12 protein-coding genes are annotated in these 21,740 nt (G+C 67.0%); 2 read left to right on the forward strand and 10 right to left on the reverse strand.

The features are described from left to right. Positions 1–189: 189 nt before the first annotated feature. The 9 genes from FB461_RS02020 to FB461_RS02060 form a co-directional block, all read right to left on the reverse strand. On the reverse strand, positions 190–2,655 hold the full coding sequence (locus FB461_RS02020; protein ID WP_142118492.1) for a hypothetical protein: 2,466 nt from the start codon (positions 2,653–2,655) through the stop codon (positions 190–192). A 248-nt stretch (positions 2,656–2,903) separates the two neighbouring features. Further along, complete coding sequence (locus FB461_RS02025; protein WP_142118494.1) at positions 2,904–3,353, reverse strand: hypothetical protein; 450 nt, start codon at positions 3,351–3,353, stop codon at positions 2,904–2,906. Positions 3,354–3,357: 4 nt separating this feature from the next. After that, positions 3,358–3,564 carry a hypothetical protein gene (locus tag FB461_RS02030; protein ID WP_142118496.1) on the reverse strand — a complete coding sequence of 69 codons (207 nt, stop codon included), beginning with the start codon at positions 3,562–3,564 and terminating at the stop codon, positions 3,358–3,360. After that, complete coding sequence (locus tag FB461_RS02035; protein WP_142118498.1) at positions 3,551–4,516, reverse strand: hypothetical protein; 966 nt, start codon at positions 4,514–4,516, stop codon at positions 3,551–3,553. Before FB461_RS02035 ends, FB461_RS02030 begins: the two co-directional genes overlap by 14 nt. Positions 4,517–4,776: 260 nt before the next feature. Beyond that, positions 4,777–9,336, reverse strand: coding sequence for a GH92 family glycosyl hydrolase (locus FB461_RS02040; RefSeq protein ID WP_211349819.1), 4,560 nt, complete (start codon positions 9,334–9,336; stop codon positions 4,777–4,779). A 197-nt stretch (positions 9,337–9,533) separates the two neighbouring features. Continuing rightward, positions 9,534–10,331 (reverse strand): histidinol-phosphatase, encoded by a 798-nt coding sequence (gene hisN / locus FB461_RS02045; RefSeq protein ID WP_142118502.1) that lies wholly within the window; start codon positions 10,329–10,331, stop codon positions 9,534–9,536. A gap of 83 nt (positions 10,332–10,414) precedes the next feature. Continuing rightward, on the reverse strand, positions 10,415–11,497 hold the full coding sequence (rsgA, locus tag FB461_RS02050) for a ribosome small subunit-dependent GTPase A (protein ID WP_142118504.1): 1,083 nt from the start codon (positions 11,495–11,497) through the stop codon (positions 10,415–10,417). Between the two features lie 19 nt (positions 11,498–11,516). Continuing rightward, positions 11,517–12,848 carry a 3-phosphoshikimate 1-carboxyvinyltransferase gene (gene aroA, locus FB461_RS02055; RefSeq protein ID WP_142118506.1) on the reverse strand — a complete coding sequence of 444 codons (1,332 nt, stop codon included), beginning with the start codon at positions 12,846–12,848 and terminating at the stop codon, positions 11,517–11,519. 22 nt (positions 12,849–12,870) lie between these two features. Beyond that, entirely contained in the window at positions 12,871–13,317 is a 447-nt protein-coding gene (locus tag FB461_RS02060) for a DoxX family protein (RefSeq protein WP_142118508.1), read from the reverse strand. A gap of 132 nt (positions 13,318–13,449) precedes the next feature. On the opposite strand from FB461_RS02060, the gene FB461_RS02065 reads away from it, so the two are divergent. Continuing rightward, entirely contained in the window at positions 13,450–16,947 is a 3,498-nt protein-coding gene (locus FB461_RS02065; RefSeq protein ID WP_142118510.1) for an ATP-dependent DNA helicase, read from the forward strand. Further along, complete coding sequence (locus FB461_RS02070; RefSeq protein ID WP_142118512.1) at positions 16,937–20,302, forward strand: ATP-dependent helicase; 3,366 nt, start codon at positions 16,937–16,939, stop codon at positions 20,300–20,302. Before FB461_RS02065 ends, FB461_RS02070 begins: the two co-directional genes overlap by 11 nt. On the opposite strand, the gene FB461_RS02075 is transcribed toward FB461_RS02070, so the two are convergent. Beyond that, on the reverse strand, positions 20,299–21,663 hold the full coding sequence (locus FB461_RS02075) for a phosphotransferase (protein ID WP_142118514.1): 1,365 nt from the start codon (positions 21,661–21,663) through the stop codon (positions 20,299–20,301). The genes FB461_RS02070 and FB461_RS02075 overlap by 4 nt on opposite strands. Positions 21,664–21,740: the final 77 nt, after the last annotated feature.

Below are 21,740 nucleotides of genomic sequence, written 5' to 3' on the forward strand. Positions count from 1 at the left end.
CAGGCCCGCCGGTGGTGACAGGCCCGCCGGTGGTGACAGGCCCGCCGGTGGTGACAGGCCCGCGGGTGGTGACAGGCCCGCCGCGTGATTCCGCGGGGAGAGCAGCGCACCGCGCGCAGTTACGACAAGACGGGGGCCGTCCGGCGTGACTCCGCCGAACGGCCCCCGTCTTGTCGTGTGGAAACGCGCCTACCGGCTCACCTTCTTGGTGGTCGCTGTCTTCACGGTGATCGTCGAGTAGCCGGCTTTCTTGACCGTGAGCTTCACGAAGATCTTCTTGCCAGCGTTCTTCTTGGCCACCTTGTAGGAAGACTTGGCTCCCTTCTTGCCAGCGACCTTCTTAGCGCCCACGTACCAGCGGTACGTGACCTTCACGCCCGACGTCGTGTACTTGCCCTTGGAGACCGTGAGCTTCTTGCCGACCTTGATCTTCGTCTTCTTGGTGATCTTCTTCTTGCCGACCTTGAAGGCGGGCTTGGTCTTCACCTTGAAGGTACCCGTGCCCACTGTCAGCGTGTTCGTCGTAGTGGTCACGCTCGTGAACCCGGCAGCCGAGGCGGTCACCCGAACCGACAGGCCGCCCAGTCGATCTGTGGCGATCGGGGTGTAGGCGGACTTGGTCGCTCCCGCGATGGGGGCGCCGTTACGCAGCCACTGGTAGGTGAGGAGGACGCCCGCGGTGTTGTAGGTCCCGGCCGTGATCTTGACGTTCGTACCCACCTTCGCCGATCCCGTGAGCTTCGGCTGCGTCGTCACGGTGAGCGTCGCAGCCTTGACGGCGCCTGCACTGAGCGTGGTGACGAGGTCGTTGTAGCCCGGAGCCGAAACGGTGATCTTCACCTGTACGGACTTGCCGAGATCCGCCGCGCGTGGGGTGAATGTCACGCCCGTTGCTCCGGCCACCGCGACATTGTTGACGGACCACTGGAAGGTCGATGTCGCATCGGACGGGGCGTAAGTTCCGGGCGTGACGGCCGTAACCGCGTTCACCGTGGGGCTCTGTGACACGACAGGTGCGACCACGACCGCGATGTCGGACGCGACGGCGGGCGAGCCAGTGACCGTGTACTGGGAATCCTCGTATCCGTTGCGGGTGGCGGTTACCCGAAGGCTGATGACCTTTCCGACGTCTTCTGCCTTGATCTGGTAGTTCGAACCGGTCGCCTCAGGGATCGATGCTCCGTCGGCCAGCCATTCGTAGGTTTCGGTGGCCGTTGGCACGTACTGTCCGGCGGTGGCGGTCAGCACCTGATCGGTCGCGAAGGTTCCCGCGATCGTGGCCTGCGCATTGGTAGTCAACTGGCCGCGCTGCACTTGGCCGGAAGTCTGCAGAGTATTCACTACCGACGAGTAACCCGGTCGGCTCGCCGAGACCGTCACTGAGAGCGTCTGCCCCAGGTCGGAGGGAGCGACCTGGATGCTCGGGGTCGTGGCACCATTCGACCACTGGTAGGTCACGAGCGCATCGGGCAGATCGTAGGCGCCTGCCGAAGCGGAGATAGTATCGCCGACGCGAACGGTGGCCGGGGCGGTCAGCGCTGGGGGCGTGGTGGCGGAGAACGATCCGAACTGGATGGGAAGAGTCGCGCTAGCGACCGTGCCGGTCAGCATGCCTGCTTTCTTGGCGACGGCGACCACGCGCAGCGACTTGCCCGCATCCTGCGCCAGGATCTGGTACTCGGGCGTCGAGGTGATCTTGACGGTCTTGCCACCGACCTGCCAGACGTAGCGAACGCTGTCCGGGGTGATAGTAGCGGCCGCCCCGTTCTGCCACGTCACTGATGCGGTGGCTGTCGTCACCGGCATCCCCACGCTGTAAGTTGCGCTACCGGGGAGCGTGACCGTTCCCGCGCCCTGGATCGCGATCTCGTTCGCGTCGACGACCGCGTCAGAGGCGATCGCGAACAGGTGGAAGCGGCGAACTGTCTCGTTGTCGACCGGCTGCACATTCGGCTTGATCGTGATTGATTCGACGGTGCGTCCGGCCGGGATGTCCTTGACGGGGCTGGCCCACAAGCCGCAGGCGAGTGACTGGACGTTGCCGCTCCATGAGCGATCCGTCCATTTGGGCGTGACGGCCACGGAACCGCCCTGCGAGGTGTTCTCGCACCAATCGGAGAACTCCAGGAGGAACTCGTCTGACGCATCGGGCGTTGCCGGATTGCCATCGTTCTCATAGTTCAGCGTGACATTGACCCTAATGGAGCCATACGTCGAGGTGCCGATGAAGCGCAGTTGGGTTGCTGGCGTCGTGGTTTGCGACCCAAGACCCAGCGACGTGTCGATCGTTACGTTCGGATCCTCCCAGTTCAGCGACAGGTTATCCGCCGCCCCATCGGTGCCGCCGGCGAGCGTGTAGTTCAGCGATGTGCTTCCATTGCCGGCGATGGAGTGGGAGACATTGGCACCTAGGCCGCCGGCGCCGCGAACGAAGAAGCCGTTCTGGCCGTCGATGTCACCGTTTTGAGAGCCCGCATCGGCGATGCCGGTGTTATTGAAGTAACCTTCGAGCCAGTTGGTCGATGCTGCCGGTTCGTCATCGGCCATCGCGGACGGGGCCGCGACGATTCCCGCGAGGGCAACAGCACCGATTCCGGCGAGGGCAATGAACTTTCGAGTCCTTGAACTCGCGCGAGTCTTTGTTGACGTATTCATCCGGGTTCTACTCCAGATCGTATGGGAATCCCCTCTACGGGATTCGGTTTCTTATATGGCGGGCCCGGGAGTCCGCCTGACAGCGTTGTCGGTTGTTCCTAGGCTAGTGCGACAGTACATCAAGGTCAAACAAGCGCACCTTGGGCACGGATCTTGAGCGAAGCGATTCGGACGAGGGTGCGGGGTGTGAGCGTGTTGCTCGCGCCCCGCACCCTCGTGGTCGGTGGTTGGCTGGTGTCGGTTCTGTGTCAGCGGCGGACTTTGGGGGTCTTTGCTGTGGTGGTGGTTGTGGTGGTGTGGCCGGTGGCGGTGTAGGTGACCTTGACGGCAAGTTTCTTGGCCGTGGCTTTGCGAGTCACCTTGTAGGTGGCTTTCTTGCCGTTCTTGCCGGCGACCTTCTTCGAACCGATGTACCACTGGTAGGTGACCTTGACCTTGGCGCCGGTGGCGGTTGCCTTGGCCTTGGTCACGGTCAGTTTGGTGCCGACCTCGATCACAGTCTTCTTGGTGACCTTCTTCTTGCCCTTCTTGATGACGGGCTTGCCGGTGATCTTGATGGCGGCCTTGGCGATGGTGCCTGCGGTCAAGGTGGTGGTCACCGAGGTGCGTCCGGTCGCGGACGCAGTCACGGTCACGGTCAGTGCCTTACCGGCGTGGGCGGGCAGGGGAGTGGAGGTGCGACCAGTAGCACCGGCCACCTTCTTACCCCCCCACCAGCCACTGATACGACTCCACCGCAGCAGGCGAATACTGACCGGGCACTACTTGCACCAGCGCACCGACTCGGGACGTGCCCGCAACCTTCGGCCGTGCTATCAGGGTGATGTTGCTCACGGGTGCCGCCTCGACCGGACCCACCTGTGACGTCGTATGAGTCACGGTTGAGTACCCCGGCTTAGTGGCCGTCACCCGCAGGGCGATCCATTTGCCGCGCTCGGCGTTGGAGAGCACGAGTTCCGCGGTGGTGGCCCCCGCGATCTCGGTACCGTCGGCTAGCCATTGGTATTCCTCCGAGACGTCGGCCGTCGTGTAGGTTCCAGTCGTCGCCGTCAACTTCTTGCTGACCGGGGACGATCGTGTACGTCAGTGCGGAAGCTCCCGGGATCGGGGCGCCATTGCGCGTCCACTGGTAGATCGGCGTCACGGCACCACCGGTCGCTGTGAAGGTCGGCGGGGTGCCGGTGAGGACAGATCCGTCGGGGGAGTACTGTGCACTACCCGAGATCGTTGCGGTACCGGAGACTGTGACCGCCTCGTCGGTGGCAATAGCGAAGACGTGGAAGTTCGGCTTGACCGGCCACGTGATCGACTCCAGCGTCTCTCCCTCAAGATCGATCGTCTGCGTAGCGAAGAGGCCGCAGCCGAGACCCTGCGCCCCGCCCGCCCAACGCTCGGACGTCCGCCCCGCCCGCAGATTTCCCGGCTGTGGCGTTGAGTCGCACCAGTCGGTGGCCGTCACGACGACGGTCGACGAAGAACCGTCCGCGAAGTTCAGCACCACGTTCTGATCCACGGCGCTGCCGTTGTTGGCGGAGACGACGAATGCTATCTTGCCCGCGCCGGCGAACACGTCACCAAATTCGGTCGTCTGCCCTTGCGCCGTGATGTTGTCGTACGCCGTGGCTGGGCTGCCGGAACCCGCATCGTGCAGCACGTACGAGAGCGCGTCGTCACCGGGGAGCGGGTAACGCTTACCCGGTAACATGCCGGCGCCGACGAGGGTATCCCGGATGAAGAACTCGCTCGCGCTGCTGGTCTCGGTAGCGTTGAACTTCGCGGAGTTGCCTGCGTTGCGATCGCCGATGGCCTTGTTGTTGAATGCCCCGGCAACACCGGCGAGTGGTGACGGTTCGGGAACCACGACAGTGATGGGCGCCGATACAGCACCCTGCGCGCTCGGTCAAACAGCACAACCACGGCGCCTCTCGAACCCTTTGGTTCGGCATGCCTTGCGGGGGATTTCCTGGTGTTCGGCTCATGGAGCATTTGACAGCGTTGGCAACGTCTTCGCTCACGACATTCCCTGATGCGTCAAGCGTCCGCTATGTGGCAACCTCCAGATGCGCAGGGCCCCACCATGCTAAGTGGTGGGGCCCTGCGTTCTTACCTGTGTTGCTGGCGTCAGGGGCGGATCTTGCCCGTGTACTTTGTCCAGACGTTCTGGGTGGTGTACCCGGGTGCCTCGAAGGTCACCTTCACGCGGACCTTCTTCTTGGCGGCGGACTTGACCACCTTGAACGTCGCACGCTTCCCGGATTTACCCTTGACGGCCTTCTTGCCCACGTACCAGCGATAGCTGACCTTGACCTTCGCCCCGGTTGCTGTCGCCTTACCCTTGGTGGCTTTCAACTTCTGGCCTACGCGCACCTTGGTCTTCGTCTTGACGGTTTTCTTGCCTCGCTGGATGACAGGCTTCTTCGCCATGCGGATAGTGCCACGTGCGACTTTGCCGAGGTCAAGTGTGACCACTGCCGCCGTGTGGCTTGGCGCGCTTGCGGTCACGACCAATGAAAGTTGCTTGCCGAGATCGCCCGGACGGGGAACGAAGGTCGCTCCCGTTGCACCGTTGATCGGGGCGCCTGCCACGTGCCACTGGTACTTCTCCGTTACAGCCGGGGTGTACGAGCCCTGCGTCGCCCGCAGAGTCGTGCCCACCTGGACGCGACCTGTCACCTTGGGGCGGGCTGCAACGGCCACTGCGGGCGGTGTCACATCGCCGACCGGCCCCACAGCCGCGGTGTCATACGTCAGCGGCGAGGCCGTCGCGTGGCTCGCGGTCACGCGCACTGCTATGGTCTTGCCGACCTCACCGGTTGAGAGCGTGAGCGTGGAACCTGTGGCCCCGGGGATAGGAGCACCGCCCGCGAGCCATTGGTAGGTCTCCGCGGCGTCTATGCTGTACGCGCCCGGGGACACCGTCAGTGTGGAACTGACGCGCGGCGTACCGCTGATCGTGGCGGGAGCCTGCGTGGTGATCGTGATCAGGCCCACCGCGATCGGGTCAGACACTACGGTCTGCGGTGCGAAGCCGGGCACCTGACCGGTGATCGCCACGGAGATGTGCGCGCCGGCGTCCTCGTCCTGGATGGTGTAGGAAGAACCGGTGGCACCTGGAATCGGTACACCATCGCGGAGCCACTGGTAACTGACCGTTGGGGTGGCAGTGCCGGCCGTCGTGAAGGACGGCGCGGTGGCCGTCAGCTCGGTGCCTGGGACAACGTCTGTTGGTGCACCGATCTGAGACTCACCGGTGGCCTTGACACCAGCGTCGCTCGCGATCGCGAAGACGTGCAACTTCGGTGCGTTCGGCCAGGTAATTTCCTTGAGCGCCTTGCCATCTAGCGTCACAGGTGTCGTTGCCCAAAGTCCGCACTTGGCGGCCTGGGGCGAACCTGCGTAACGCTCCGAGGCTCGTCCGACGCGGATGTTGTCACCCTGTCGCTGATCGCTGCACCAGTCCGTCGCCGTGACCTGGACGGTCTTCGTGGTGTTGTCCGTGAACCGCAGTACTACCGCCTGGTTCACTGCGGATCCGTTGTTGGCACTGACGATGAAGGCGATCTTGGTCGCGCCGGGGAAGACGCCCGTCAGGGGTGTCGTCTGCGACTGCGCAGTGATGTTGTCGTACGCGGATGCGCCCGATCCGACCCCCGCGTCGTGGAGAACGTAAGTCAGCGACGGATCTGAGGGATGAGGGAGACTGGCACCGAGCGGAATGCCCGCCGCCGTAAGCGAGTCCCGAATGAATCCCTCACTGGCGGTGGAACCCGGCTCCGTGTGGTTGAATCGCGCCGTCCAGGTACCAGTCCGGTCGCCGACGGCCTTGTTGTTGAATGCGCCGGTCGCGGCAAGCGGCGAGACGTCCGGTACGACCACGTTGACTGTTGACGTCAGCGCCGTTGCACCCGAGCCGATGCGAAGCGTCAGCGGATAGGTGCCCGGCTTGGTCCCCGCCGCGGCGCTCAGCGAGAGTTCAGCGGTGCCGAGCACGGTGCCTCCGCGTGGGGACGCGCTGACGACTGTTGCCCCCGAAGTGCCGTTGACCTTCGTGATGGACGCCGTGATTCCACTCCACGGTTGCACCGCGAGGGTGCCGGTGACATCGGATGTTCCCGTCACATGGACGCCCACGCTCGCGGTGACCGCGGGCGCGCCCGGCTTGACCACGATGCGCGATCCCGGGACGGATGTCACGAATCGTGTCGGCACATCGGCGGCCCCGTTCAATGCTCCGGGGGAAGCGGCGGCACCGGTTGCCCACGTTGTCGAGGGAGCCGTCCCGACAGTGAACGCAAGGGTTCCTGCGCTGGTGAGGGCGTCGCCGCTCAGGTGTGCGACGGGTAGCGGCGTGCCGTCTGACGTGACGGACTGCGTGTACCGGTTGGTCATCGACGCGCCGTTTGCCGTGACGGTAAGTTTGTCAGCGTTGAAGAACGGCTGTTCGAGGTCGATCTCAACCTTGTCGAAAACCGGGGTGCTGAGGCCCCAGATATTCTTGCCCGGAAGGATCGGGTAGAACCCGATCGTCGACATGACCTGCCAGGCGGCCATCGTCCCGAGGTCGTCGTTCCCGGTCACGCCGTTGGGGGCATCCGTGAACAGTTCGAGGGCCTCGCGCACCACGTCGGTGGTCTTCCACGGCTGCCCCGTCCACAGGTAGACGTACGGTGCGTGGAGGTCGGGTTCGTTGTTCGGGTTGTACGTCTTGGTTCCGTAGTAGTCGTACGTACCGGTGACCCACCAGTCATGGTTGCTTCCCGCGTTGCGGGCCACCCGTCCTGGGTTGGAGTTCAGTTGGATGTCGTTGTAGGCGAAGAACGTGTCCAGCCGATCGTTGGTGGCCTGAACGCCGCCCATCAGGTCGATCAGTGACGGGATGTCCTGTTGGACCAGCCACTCATACTGAGGGGAGGTTCCCTCATGGAACGCCGACTTGCCCTCGTCGGTGGTCGGGTCGACGAAATTTCCCTGCGGGTCGCGTGCCTGGAAGGTCTTGTTGTCCGGGTTCCACTGCGATCGGAAGTTCTGGCTTCGCTGCGCGTAGCGTGCCGCATCGTCGGCGTGGCCCAGTCCGGCCGCCATGTAGGCGAGCGTACCGTCTGCGAGCGCGTATTCGAGTGTCGCCGAACCTCCGTGGTCGAGGTCATAGTCGGTGTTGCGATCCTTGGCGGCCTTCGACTGCGGCACGAAACCGGTGTTGATGTAGTTCACGTTGCCCGCGCGCCCATTTTGGAACGCGTCCTTGGGCGGAACGTTGTCCGCATTGTGCTTCAGCACGTTGTAAGCGCGGGCGGCCCAGCCGGTGTCATTGAGGAGCCCCTGATCCCAGGCAGACACGAGGAACGGTGTTCCCGGGTCGCCAGTCATCGTGTTGGTTTCCACTGGTCCGTATCCCCAGCGGGGCAGCCAACCGGATTGCTCGGATTGGAGGACGAGGGATTTCGCCATGTCCTTGGAACGTTCGGGTTCGGTGATGTACAGCCATTGCTGCTGTGTCCGGTAGGTGTCCCACAGCGAGTAGTTCTGGTAGTACTCGTCCATGTCGGGCTCATTGCTCACATCGTGGACCGCACCATCCCAGCCGCGGTACTTCCCGTCGACATCGGACCCAATGTTGGGTGCCACGAATGAGCGGTAGAGCGCCGAGTAGAACACTCGCAACTGGGTTTCCTGCTGACCCGTGGGGTAGTTGGAGGTTCCCTGGGTGACCTTGACCTTGCCGAGTTGATCGGCCCACAGCTGGCGGGCCTTGGCGAGCCCAGCAGTGTAATTGTTCGCGTACTCGACTCGGTCATTGGCAAGGTTGGCGTCCGCACCGGCTTGGCTGACATAACTGATTGCCGTCTGGAGTTCTACGACCGTGCTCTGTGGGAACTCCAGCGTCGCACCAGTTCGGACAGCGTCACCGGTGAGGCCCGCGGCAGGGACTGCGTCCGTCGAGCCGAGGTTCACCGTGGCACCCGTCCAGGTTCCGTAGGACACGAATGGTTGGTTGAACTTGGTAGTGGACCACACGGTGAACACGTCGGTGTTCTGGCAGAAGCCATTGAGCGTGGTGCGCGTCCGCACGGTCTGGTTGGCTACGTCAATGTGCGTTTCGGAATTGATGACTCCGCCGTTGTTCAGTGCGTTACCGGCGTACACGCGAACAAACGATTTGTGCGGTTGCGCGATAGGGGCGGGCGTGAAGTTGTAGCGCTGGATGCCGGTGCGTGGGGTGGCTGTCAGATCGACCGCCACGCGGTCGTTGTTGGAATCGAGTTCAACGCTGTAGTGGCCGGCGCTGGCGCTTTCGACCTTCTGTCCGCCCACCTTGACGATGCCGCGCCGGTTGGCAGCCTGGTCGTAGCGGGTGTTGTTGTTGGCTACATGCTCGAAATGCGGCATGATCGGGACGAATCCGGCGAGGCTGCAGCCCACGCCGGACAGGTGAGTCTGGGAGAATCCGCGAACCTCGTTGTTCGTGTAGTCGTAGCCGACCGTGTGCCCCGTATCTGGAGATACCTGCACCATCCCGAACGGTGTCGTGGCGCCGGGGAAGGTGTTGCCGTCCTCCTGGGACCCGATGAATGGATTCACGAGGTCGACGGCCTGCGCCCCCGTGACGGGCGCGGCGGAGGCACTGGGGGCAGTAGCGAGGCCGACTGTCGCTAGCGCGAGGGCGGCGGTAGCCGCGGTCAAGCGCCTGATGCGCCCGTGGCGCCTGCGTCCAGGCGGAAGTTCAACCGAAGTGGGTTGCATTCTGGGTTTCTCCATTTCCAGCGGAGCCGATCCCGGTCGAGTACCGCATTGCACTGCTGATGACCGGTTCTGCTGACAGCGTTGTCATTCAGGCTCAATCTACTGCCTGAAACCCTCGTCGTGCAACCGCTCAGTGGCTATTCGCCGAGGCGCGCCAGCACTTCGGCGTGTAGTAGCCCGTTGCTCGCCAGGGCATTCGGCCCGAAGGGCCCATAGCGCCCATCGAGCGAGGTGAAGCGTCCTCCCGCCTCGGTCACGATGGGTACGAGGGCGGTCATGTCGTACAGGGCCAATTCCGGCTCGCAGGCGAAGTCCACCGCACCTTCGGCGACCATCATGTAGGACCAGAAATCGCCGTATGCGCGGGTGCGCCACACCGACTCGGTGAGAGTCAGGAACTCGTCCATCCTGCCCAGGTCGCGCCAGCCGGTCAGAGATGAGTAGGACATCGACGCGTCCGCCAGCGCCCCGACCCCGGAGACCCGCAGCCGCTTGGCGCGCGACAACGACCGGCCGGTCCAAGCCCCGCTGCCCTTCGCGGCCCACCAGCGGCGGCCGAGAGCGGGCGCTGACACCACGCCTGCGACGACCTCGTCCCCTTCGATCAGGCCGATGAGAGTCGCCCACACGGGTACGCCGCGGATGAAATTCTTGGTGCCGTCGATCGGATCGATCACCCAGCGGCGTGAGGAGTGCCCCGTCGTGCCGAACTCCTCGCCCACGATCGCGTCCCGGCTGCGCGAGCGTGAGAGCTGCGCCCGGATGACCTCCTCGGCCATTCGATCGGCATCGGAGACGGGGGTCAGGTCGGGTTTCGTTTCTATCTGCAGGTCCATGGCGCCGAATCGCTTCATCGTGATCCCGTCGACCTGGTCGGCGAGGACGAGGGCAAGGCGGAGGTCGTCATCGTAGCGGACCGGGGCAGTAGCAGACATGGCTCTACGCTAGTGGATCAGTACCCGTGCGCCTAAGTGTGCCGGAAACTCCAGCGGCCGCATGGGGCCTGTGGTGCACCGTGTCAGTCACGTCCCGAGCCGTGCGAATCGCCGGACTCGTCCATCCGGGCGGCTATCAGCCGGCGGAACGAATCCACCCGTCCGGCGCGCAGTTCGCGGGTGCCATCGTCCGGGGAGGCCGCCACCCAGGCATCGAGCGCGCAGTCCGGCTCGCGCTCTAGATGGGTGCAGCCGCGCGGGCACTCCTCGGCGATTTCCGCTAGATCCTCGAACGCGCCGATCACCCGTTCCACGCTCACGTGCGCGAGCCCGAAGGACCGCACGCCCGGTGTGTCGATGACCCAGCCCGGGTCCCCGGACTCGCCTGGCAGTGGCGGCAGGCGCAGGGCGACCGCCGAGGTGGATGTCTGCCGGCCACGGCCCGTCACGGCGTTCACGTGGCCGATCGCGCGCCGGGCGTGGGGGACGAGCGCGTTGACGAGCGTCGACTTGCCGACACCGGAGTGGCCCACGAACACGGACGACCTCCCGGCGAGGCGCTCGCGAAGGTCAGCGAGATGCTCGATCTCCCCGTTCGGCCCCTGCCTGGTCTGCGAGATCTCTATGTCGAGGCCGCGGTAGAGGCGCAGGATGGGCTCGGGGTCGGCGATGTCGGTCTTGGTCATGCAGAGCAGGACGCTCATGCCCGCGTCGTAGGCCGCGACCACGCAGCGGTCGATCATGCGCGGGCGCGGTTCGGGATCGGCGCTCGCGGTGACGATCACGAGTTGGTCAGCGTTGGCGACAACGATGCGTTCGAACGGGTCGGTGTCGTCGGCGGTACGGCGCAGGACCGTGGATCGTTCGGCGATGCGGACGATCCGCCCCAGGGTGCCGTCGCCGCCCGACACGTCGCCCACGACGTCGACCCAGTCGCCGCACACGATGCGCGTGCGGCCGAGTTCGCGGGCTCGCATGGCCGTCACGGCGCGCTCGTCGGTGGTGTCGAGGTCGGCCACGAGCGAGTAGCGGCCGCGGTCCACGCCCACGACCATGGCCCGGTGAGCATCCTCGTGTGCCGGCCTGGTTTTCGTTCGCGGACGAGTTCCCCGTCGCGATGGGCGATCCGTGAAGGAGGACTCGTCCCAGTTGCGTGAATCTGCCATGTGACTCGGCGCCTTGCGGCTAGCCCTCGCTCCCTTCGAGCATGGCCTCCCACAGGCGGTCGAAGCCGGGCAGCGTCTTCGACGTCGTGGCGATGTTCTCCACCTCGATACCGGGGACGCGGACGCCGATGATGGCGCCCGCGTGCGCCATGCGGTGGTCGTGATAGGTGTGCCAGAGCCCCCCGTGCAGCGGCCGCGGTGCGATGACAAGACCGTCGGACGTCTCCTCCGCGTTGCCGCCGATGCGGTTGATCTCGGCGGCCAGCGCCGCGAGCCTGTCAGTCTCGTGCCCCCTCAGGTGCGCGATGCCGCGCAGGCGAGTGGGGCCGGTCGCGAGTGCCGCGAGTGCGGCGATCTGCGGCGCGAGTTCGCCACCGGCCGCAAGGTCGAGGTCTATCCCGTGCAGTCCACCGGTCGATGTGAGGGTCAGCCGGTCGCCAGCCAGCTCGACCTGCGCACCCATGGAACGCAGAATTTCGGGCATGAGGTCGCCCGGCTGCGTAGTCGCGGAGGGCCAGCCGGTGATCGTGACCCTTGTGCCCGCGGGGGCTGCGGCGGCGCCCGCCAGGAACGCGCCGGCGTTCGAAAGGTCCGGCTCGATTCGGACGCTGCCCAGGTGGATCGGACCGGGAGAGACCCGCCAGCTGGCTGGCTTCGAGTCGTCCACGTCCACGCCGGCCTCGCGCAACACCGCCACGGTCATCGCGATGTGGGGCATGCTGGGCAGCGCTGCGCCAACGTGGCGGACCGTCAACCCGCCCCTGAACCTGGCTGCGGCGAGCAGTAGGCCGGATACGAACTGACTGGACGTGGATGCGTCCACGTCCACGGTGCCTCCGATCACGCGTGGGCCGCCGGTCACCGTGAATGGCAGCAACCCTCGACCGGAATCATCGACGCCGGCTCCCAGGAAGCGCAACGCCGCGATGATCGGTCCCATGGGCCGGACGCGGGCGCCCTCGTCCCCGTCGAAGTGGACTGGGATCCCGCTGAGCGCCGCCACGGGAGGCAGGAATCGCATGACCGTTCCGGCGAGCCCGGTGTCTATGGTCACCGGCGCTGCGGGCGTGGTGATCGGCGTGACGTGCCACTCGTCCGGCGAAGTGCCGGGAGAAAACGTCGCTCCTAACGCGCGCAGGCCCGCGATCATGAGCTGCGAATCGCGCGAATCAAGGGCTCCGCGAACGGTCGTCGGAGCGTCGGCGAGGGCGGCGAGGACCAGGTAGCGGTTGGTCAGAGACTTCGAGCCGGGGACGGAGATCGTGGCCGCGAAACCGCTCTCGGGAGCGCGGGGCGCGGCCCAGTTCCCGGGCATCGGTGCGGGGCGGTCAGGAGAGGATGTCACCCCCATAGGCTACCGGCCCCCCGGTGGGTCATTCGTCGTCGCGCGTCGCTGCGGCCTGGGCCTTGCGCCACGCACGCGAAGGCTTACCGCGAGAATCCGCGGCGATTGCGAGGGCCCCGCCCAGCGCGCCGAGGGCCGACACGAATGCGGCATCGGGCGTCCGCCGGCCCGGTGTCATCGGTGCGGTGGCTGCGACGCGGGGCAGGGTGAGCGCAGCGAGCAACGTCCCTCCCGCGCGGGGACTTCGGCCGAGCGCCACACCCACGGCCGTCGCTATCGTGGCTGCCGAATGCGCCCGCACGGCGAGCCGCCACTTGGCATCGTCGATCACCGATGCGCGCTCGCGGAGCGGGGTGCGGGCGGCGAGGCTCCGGGCCGCCGCGACATGTTCCCCTGGATGACGCAACGCGTCCACGCTCTGGCTGATCACGGGGGCCACGATGAGTATTCGGGCGAGCCCGCGCAAGATAGCCATGCTTCATCCTCCAACTCAGCAAAAGTTAACGACCGTTCCCTCCTAACCTAGCGCTCATGTCTCGGTTGCGCGCGAAGCGAGCGTCCCCGGTCGGGATCGGGCGATGTCCGACGCCGCTGGCACACTTGTTGCATGATCTCCTCACGCACCACGACGCGCCCGCACGGGGACGGCGCTCGCCCGTGGGAGTGGGACGTGGCACAGCGGCAGGTCCTTGCCGCGGCTGGGACCGGACAGACCATCGTCGTGACCGGCCCGCCGGGTTCGGGCAAGAGCACCCTCGCGGCCGAAATCGCGGTGCAGGCCCTGGGCGATGCCTACGGTGACAGGCGCGTGATGGTCCTCACGAGTTCGCGTCGTTCCGCAGGTCGCATGCGCGAAGCCGTGATGGCGCGCACGGACCGGACCGTCAAGGGCGTGGCCGTGCGCTCGGTGGCGTCGCTTGCGTTCGCCGTGCTCGCCGCCCAGGCACGCCTGTTGGGCGAGCCCGATCCCGTGCTCATCACCGGCCCGGAGCAGGATGTCGAACTCGCCCAGTTGATTTCCGGCCACCTGCGGGGCCTCGGCGTTCCCATCCATTGGCCCGCCGAGATCAGCGCGGACACGCTGGCGCTCGCTGGCTTCCGCGCAGAGTTGCGCGATGTCATCATGCGCTGCGCCGAGCGCGGCTTAACGCCGTCGGACCTTGCTGCGCTGGCGCGCGAGCATGATCGTCCAGCGTGGGCGGGCGTGGCAGCCATGTACGACGAGTATCTGAACGTTACGGACCTGGCCAGCCAATCGCCCGATCGCGGAGCGCGCTTCGATTCCGCGACTATCGTGGACCGCGCGTCGCGCGTCGCGCGGTCGTGGGCGCAGGACGAGATTCCCGCGCGCGAGCGCTGGGATCTCGTGGTCGTGGACGAGTACCAAGACGCCACCGCGGCCACGGCCCGACTGCTGTCGGCCCTGCAGAGCGACGGGGCGCAACTCATTTTGTTCGCCGATCCCGACCAGACCGTTCAGGGTTTCCGCGGTTCGCGGCCGGATCTCGTCGCTGCCGCGGAACTGCCTCGTGGCACCGGCCCGACTAGCGGGGGCGCAGGGAGCATCGGAGCGTTCGGCGCGCAGCCCATCGTGCTGACCCGGCAGTACCGATTCGGCGCTGACATCGCAGCTGTGGTGGCTGAGGTGAGCGCGCAGATCGGCGCCGCGGCAGGCGTTCGCCACCGCTTGCGACCTCCTGGCACGGTGGAGTCGACGCCGGCGGAGCCGGGGCCGCCGAACTCGACGACGTGCGCGCAGCCGCCTCCGCAGGGTGCCTCGCCTCCGGTCGCAACTCCCCGCGCGGCCGGGTTCTCGCCGCTCTCAGATGCTGTCGCGGCCATCTCCCCGTCGGCGGGCGCAGATTCCGCCGCGGCCGGGACCTCGCCGGCGGGCGCAGCGGCGCGCCTGCACTTTCGCTCGCGCGGCGATGAGGTTGCGTGGATCGCGTGGCGCCTGCGCGCCCGCCACTTCGTTGGAGGCGAGCCGTGGTCCGACTTCGCCGTGATAGTGCGATCAGGCACGGCGGTGCGCGAGATCGTCGCGGACCTACAGCGTTCGGGCGTGCCCGCCCGCGCGGAGGGCGCGGAGGGCGCACTCAAGGACGATCCGATGGTCCGCCTCCTGCTCGAGACCGTCCTGCGCGGCGAATCCGGCCAGTGGGACGACGCATACCTCACCGACCTGCTCGGCTCCCCCTTTGGGGACCTCGATCCGGTCGCCATCCGATCGCTTCGGCGGGTGCTCCTTGCCGACGCCGGAGAACTGGGGCGTCGCTTGCTTGTCCAGCAGTTCACTTCGCGCGGCGGGCTGGATGCGCTCGCGGATTCCTATCTCGCGGGGACGCCTGTCGCGGCCGCCGCCTACCGAGTAGCCGCCATGATCACGGCGGCCATCTCCGCCGCGCGCGTGCCCGGCGCGTCAGCGGGGTTCGAATCCGCCGGCGTGAGCGACACGCTGTGGCGCGTGTGGGACGCAGCTGGCGTGGCCGAACGGATACGCGATCTGGCCGTGCAATCGGGGCCACGCGCCGTAGCTGCCGACCAGTCCCTCGATGCGATGATGACGCTATTCAAGCAAGCGGAGATCTATTCGGAACGCAACGCTGCGGCGACAGCCGCTCAGTTCATCCGGTTCATCCGTCAATTCGATCTGCCGGCGGATTCACTGGCCGCGACGTCTCACGGCGAGGCGGTGGACGTGCTGACGCCGGCGCAGGCCGCGGGACGCCAATGGTCGCATGTGATCGTCGCCGGGGTACAGGTCGGAACCTGGCCGGACCTGCGCCTGCGCGACTCCCTGCTCGGAGCCGTGCAGCTCGCGGACATCGTCGATGGACGCGGCGATGGCCGCGATCCGCGTGCCGCGCGGCGAAGCGTCCTCGACGACGAACTGCGGCTGTTCGAGGTCGCCTGTTCGCGAGCACGGTTCTCGCTAACGATCACTGCGGTCGCCGACGATGAAATTCAGCCCTCGCCGCTGTGCGATCTGGTGTGTCCTGAGCCTGACGAGACCATGAGCGCCCCACCGCCGCTCGACCTGCGTGGCATCGTGCTGCGTGCGCGGCACTTCGGAGCGATCACAGGCCCGCCCGAGCGAGAGGCGTGGGCCACGTTGCTCGCTGATCTCGCGAAGCGAGGCGTCGCCGCAGCCGACCCGGCGACGTGGTACGGGGTCGCGGCGCCCACCAATCCTCGTGCTCTCGCCGACCGCAGTAGTGTCGCGGTTTCGCCATCCCGAGTGGCGCTCGCGCACCAATGCTCCCTCCGATGGGCGGCTGAGACCCTCGACGCCACGCCTGGATCTAATGTCTCCAACCACGTCGGAAGCCTCGTTCACGGCATCGCGCGCGACCTGCCGGAAGGAGACGAGAGCGCCGTCGTCGCCGCGCTCGAAGAACGTTTCGGAGAACTGAATCTGCGTCCTGGATGGCCGACGATGCAGATCGCTTCGGAGGCATCCGAGATGGCGCGCAAGCTGGGTGAGTTCCAGCGGCTCCACGGCCCACCGCTTGCGCGCGAGCTCGAATTCTCGGTGGACGCGGGGGAGGTCACGGTGCGCGGCTCGATCGACCGGCTCGACCTAGCGGGCGCCGGACTGCTCGTGACGGATTACAAGACCGGCAAGGCCGCCATGACGGCCGCGGAGGCGGAGGTGGATCCTCAGCTCGCGACCTACCAGGTTGCGCTTGCGACCGGCGCCGTAGCCGAGCATGCGAATGCCGACACCGAAAGGCCTGGGCAGTCCGATCCCGACGCGATTCCAGTCCTGCCACCTGCAGGCGCAAGGCTCGTCTACCTCGGTACCGCCACCAAATCGGCCAGCGAGCGCTCGCAGCGGGCGCTCGCCGAATTCCCCGATCCCCAGTGGGCGCACCGGATGGTCGACCAGGCAGCGGACATCATGGCCGCAGGAAGGCTATGGGCCCGGATCGGCGACGCGTGCCGGACCTGCCCCATAGCGTCCTCGTGCCCGCTGCAACCTCAAGGGGAGACGCTAGTGCCCCCGCGCGGTTGCTCCGGTACCGACACTGACGCGCCCCGAAGCGATTACTCGACCGTTGAGGACCGCCGGCTGCAGGCGAAGGTCGGTGGCGATGATGCCTGACGAACGGCAGGGCGTGGTCGTCATGAGCGCGTTCGACATCGCCGACGCGCTGGGGCTGCCTCGCCCGACGGAGCAGCAGCGGGCGGTGATCGAATCGCCGCTCACGCCCGCGATCGTGGTTGCGGGCGCTGGATCCGGCAAGACTGAGACTATGGCCGCACGCGTGGTCTATCTCATCGCAAATGGCATCGTCCAGGCCGATGAGATCCTCGGGCTGACCTTTACGCGCAAGGCGGCCGCCGAACTCGCGCACCGCATAGACACCCGACTCGGCGGCTTGCGTCGCCATCTCGGACAGGAGTCCGCGACGCTGTCCCTCGCGGATCGCCCGGCGGTCGCGACCTATAACGCATACGCTGGTGCGCTCGTGTCCGAGCATGGTCTGCGCGTCGGCATCGAGCCGGATTCAGCGCTCATCACGGACGCCGGAAACTGGCAGCTTGCCTCCGAGATAGTGGGCACTTGGCCCGTGGATCTGCACACGGACAAGGCGGTGGGAACCATCATCTCGGCCGCCATGAGCCTCGATTCCGCGCTCGCCGAGCACCTCTGCGAAGTCAGTGAGGCGCGAGAGTGGTTCGCGAGCACGCTCCATCATCTGCAGCGACTGCCCTACGGGCCGAAGAAGCGCTCGATGAATGCGCAGGCCGCAAGGTTCATCGAATCGCTACGGCTTCGCTCAGAACTGCTTGACATCGTGGCCGCGTTGCGAGAAGCCAAGGCGCGCGCGGGCGCGCTGTCGTTCGGAGACCAGATCTCCCGGGCCGCACTCCTGGCGCGTAGCGCGCCGCAGGTCGGCGAGGGTGAGCGCAGACGATACGCCGCGGTGCTTCTGGACGAATACCAGGACACCTCCCACGCGCAGACGACCATGCTCGCCGCGCTCTTCGGCGGCGGGCACCCCGTGATGGCCGTGGGCGACCCGCACCAGTCGATTTACGCCTGGCGCGGTGCGAGCGCCTCCGCGCTTGGACGGTTCCGGGACGAGTTTCCCGCGGCGGACGGCGGACGTGCGACTCTGCTGAACCTCACCACGTCGTGGCGCAACGACGAGGCGGTGCTGGCCGCGGCGAACCAGGTCGCCCAGCCGCTTCGCGACGAACTCGCGGGGATCCAGGTCCCTCAGCTGACGGCCCGGCCAGGCGCGCAGGCCGGCGCCGTGGCATGGTTGTGGGCGGACACGATCGAGGATGAGGCCGCGCACATCGCGCAGTACATCGCCGAAAGATGGCAGGGCGTGCGCCGCCCGAGCGCGGCCGTGCTCTGCCGCACGCGCAAGTACTTCCCGGCGATCGCTGCGGCACTCACCGCGCAGGGCATTCCGGTTGAGATCGTAGGTCTGGGTGGACTGCTGATGGTACCCGAGGTCTCGGACGTGACCGCGCTGATGACGGTCGCCCACGATCCCTCCCGAGGTGACGCGCTACTGCGTCTCCTTACTGGTCCGCTCTTCAACATCGCACCGGCCGATGTGAAGGCGCTCACCACTTTGGCGCGACGCCTGGATGCCGGCATAGACGGGGAGCGTGGCCAGGGAGTGGATCGCGTGAGCCTCGCGGACGCATTGGACTGGCTCGTCGCAGCGAGGAAGCTTCCGAGCGCCATTGAGTTCAGTGAGGCAGCGCTGACTCGCCTTCGCGAACTGGGGCGAATGCTGCGCAGCCTTCGGGGTTACCTCGGACTCGCCCTCGCCGAGGTGCTCGCGCACGCCGAGATGCTACTTGGCCTCGATATCGAGGTGCCCCTCGCATCCGGAGCGGCCAGCGGTCGCATCCACCTCGACGCGCTACGTCAGGTGGCCGCCGGATTCAGCGCATCCGCGTCGGCTTCGACGGTCGGTGCCTTCCTCTCATGGCTAGCCGCAGCCGAGAGGGAGGAGCGCGGGCTTGACCGCCCGGTTTCGGAGCCCGACCCGCGTGCCGTCCAACTCATCACCGTTCACGGAGCCAAGGGCCTGGAGTGGGACCTGGTCGCGGTCGCCGGTCTGACGATCGGCAATTTCCCTGCGGTTGGTTTCAAGAACGGCGAGCCCCAGAGCTCAGGGTGGCTGGTCGGGGAGGGATCGCTGCCTTACCCGTTGCGCGGCGACGTCCGCGACCTAGCGAGGATCGACCTCGATGCGCCCGACGGCGCCGAACTGGGGCAGCGACTTGATGCCTTCCGCGCGGTCGTGGGACACGATGCGCTTCTGGAGGAGCGCCGGCTCGCGTACGTTGCCTTCACGCGCGCCAGATCCGAGCTCATCGTCACGGGAGCCAGGTGGCGCGACGGCGTGAAGAACGCAGCGCAGCCATCGCCATTCCTGACTGAACTCGTCGACACCGGACTGGCCGCGCGCCACCCCGAGTCGCGCGACCTGGGCTCCGGCCCCGCCGCCAATCCGCTCGGCGTCGAGGCGCCGCCGGGCTGGTGGCCGCGCCATGCCGAGGCCGAGCATGCAGAGCAGACACCGCAACTCGCGCTCGCTGCCGCGGTCGCGGGAGCGATTGGGAACCGCCCCGAACACGGCGATGACGAGGTCGCCGCGAGCACGTCGCCGCTCGATGTCCCGGACGGCTCACGGGTCAGGCGGGAAGGTGATCGGCCGGGCCAGCCGCGGGATCGGTTCGAGGATTCGAAGGGAGCCGACCCGGTCCTGCCCATCGCGGCGAGCAACCGCGAAGGCGAACTGGGGGTTGGCGACGTTACGGAACTAGCCCGGATCCTCCTCGCGGAGCGGGATCGTCACGAGCGCGGCGAACGCGCCGCGATTGCCGCGCCCAACCATCTGAGCGCCTCGGCGATAGTCCGCCTCGTTCAGGATCCCACGGCCATGTCCCGCGATTGGCGGCGACCTATTCCGCGCAAGCCATCGCCAATGGCCACCCGGGGGACGCTCGTCCACTCGTGGATCGAGCGCCACTACTCGAAAGCCGCGCTGCTCGACATCGACGACGCGGAACTGTATGAGCAGGACGACTACGTGGACGACACCGCGCAACTCCGCTCGGTCTTCGAGGCATCGCCGTGGGCTGGGCGCGAGCCGGTCGAGCTAGAGATTCCCGTCGAGTTCACGCTGGGAAGCCGGACCATCCGTACGCGCATCGACGCGATCTTCGCTGATCCCGACAACCCGGGCGGGCAGATCGTGGTGGACTGGAAGACGGGCTCCCCACCGAAGCAGGCTCGACAACGCGCCGCGCGGGAGATTCAACTCGCCATCTACCGGGTCGCGTGGTCGCGGATCTCCGGAACGCCGATCGACGACGTCGCCGCGGCGTTCTTCTACCTTGCGACAGGGGAGACGGTTCGAGTTGAACGGCTGCCGGGAGCCGAGGAACTCGCCCGCAGGCTCACCGAACTCGTCGGGGACTAACTAACTCCCCGTGCGTCCCGCGCCGCAGTATCCGCTTGCGAGTCGCCGGAGGCAATGGCGTCATGGGCGTGGTCGTCCTCGCCCGCACCATTGGCGGCGCCGTCATCGTCCCTAGGGCCGGTCCCATCGGCCTGGCCCGCCGGAACCTCCTCGTGCCAGGCCGCGCCTGCGAGCGCAACGGGCGGATCACCCTCACCCTCGCCAGCGCCATCGCCGGCGCCGATATCGTCCGGGACGGTCGCCAAGACCTCATCTGCGGAGATCACATCGGTCGCCGCCGTGGGCGGCCGCGTGACGCTGGCCGCGGCGACATCACCGCTGGCGGCGGCGAAATCGCTACTGACCACTGCGACATCACCGCTGATCGCGAGCGCGGTGGTCGCGACATCGTCCGCGGGGATCGGGCCGGTGCCCCCGTAGGCCGGGAATCGCACGATCTCGCCCGCTGCCGCGGCCGTTGCGACGTCGAGGTCGGCCAGCATTTCGACCGCATCGGCGACGACGTCCGCCAGGCCGTGCCGGGTTCCGTGCAGCAGCCACCTCAGCAGCGCCAGCTCGCTCGCGAGCAGCGAGCGTTCTAGCAGGTGCGGGTCGGGCAGTTCGGTGCGGCGCAGCTGGTAGGCCTCCATGATCGAGTCCACGCAGTCGGCTGGTGCGGCGGCCAGCACCCAGGCCAGGTCGTCAGCCGGGTCGGCTACCTTCACCTCGGACCAGTCACGAACCGCCGCGACGTTGCCCGCCTGCACCAGCAGCGAATCGGCGGCCAGGGCTCCGTGGGTCACCGTGGGGATGAAGCGCCACAGGCTGACGTCCTCGAGCCGATCCTCCCATCGCTTCAGCAGCGAGGGCGGCACTAGTCCGGTGGCGGCGGCCTCGTCCACCTCGGTCAGCCGGCGCTCGCGATAACTCTGCGCCGTGTACGAGGGGTGCCCCGTCGCTTCCACGACATGGACCGGAAGCTCGTGTATGGCAGCCAGCGCGCGCCCCAGGCTCGCGGCGAGCCCGGGTCCAGGGGTGAGCCGCTCCATGGCGATGGGGAAACCGGGCAGTTCCGCGTGGACGAGCGCCCGACCGCCGTCGGTGAGCGGGGCCGTGCCCGCCACGCGAGGCACGAGGAACGGAAGATCGCCGCGATCGATGTACGCGGCGAGCGCCTCGAGCAGTGCTATCTCGGCCTCCAGCGCGGCCCCGGCCGATGCCGTCAGCGGCGCTCGGACGATCCAGTGGCGCGCCTCGGCATCGATGACCAGCGCGCTCTCGAAACCGTCGACCGTCTCCTCAAGCGGAGCCACCTGCCGTGCATCGAGGGCGGGTATGGCTTGGGTCGCGATCGCGGCGAGGGCGTAGGGTGTTCGGTGCACGAAGTAAACGCTACGCGGAAACGGCCCATGGTGCCGGGAGCGCCACGCGTCGCGGGTGTGCACGGCGGGAAGGTGGG

Source organism: Rarobacter faecitabidus (genome assembly GCF_006716265.1).
Taxonomy (GTDB): Bacteria; Actinomycetota; Actinomycetes; order Actinomycetales; family Cellulomonadaceae; genus Rarobacter; species Rarobacter faecitabidus.

Excerpts from the sequence above, each read along its gene's own strand:
- FB461_RS02020 (WP_142118492.1), bottom strand. The coding sequence starts at position 2,655 with ATGAATACGTCAACAAAGACTCGCGCGAGTTCAAGGACTCGAAAGTTC.
- hisN (WP_142118502.1), bottom strand. The coding sequence starts at position 10,331 with ATGTCTGCTACTGCCCCGGTCCGCTACGATGACGACCTCCGCCTTGCC.
- rsgA (WP_142118504.1), bottom strand. The coding sequence starts at position 11,497 with ATGGCAGATTCACGCAACTGGGACGAGTCCTCCTTCACGGATCGCCCA.
- aroA (WP_142118506.1), bottom strand. The coding sequence starts at position 12,848 with ATGGGGGTGACATCCTCTCCTGACCGCCCCGCACCGATGCCCGGGAAC.
- FB461_RS02060 (WP_142118508.1), bottom strand. The coding sequence starts at position 13,317 with ATGGCTATCTTGCGCGGGCTCGCCCGAATACTCATCGTGGCCCCCGTG.
- FB461_RS02065 (WP_142118510.1), top strand. The coding sequence starts at position 13,450 with ATGATCTCCTCACGCACCACGACGCGCCCGCACGGGGACGGCGCTCGC.
- FB461_RS02070 (WP_142118512.1), top strand. The coding sequence starts at position 16,937 with ATGATGCCTGACGAACGGCAGGGCGTGGTCGTCATGAGCGCGTTCGAC.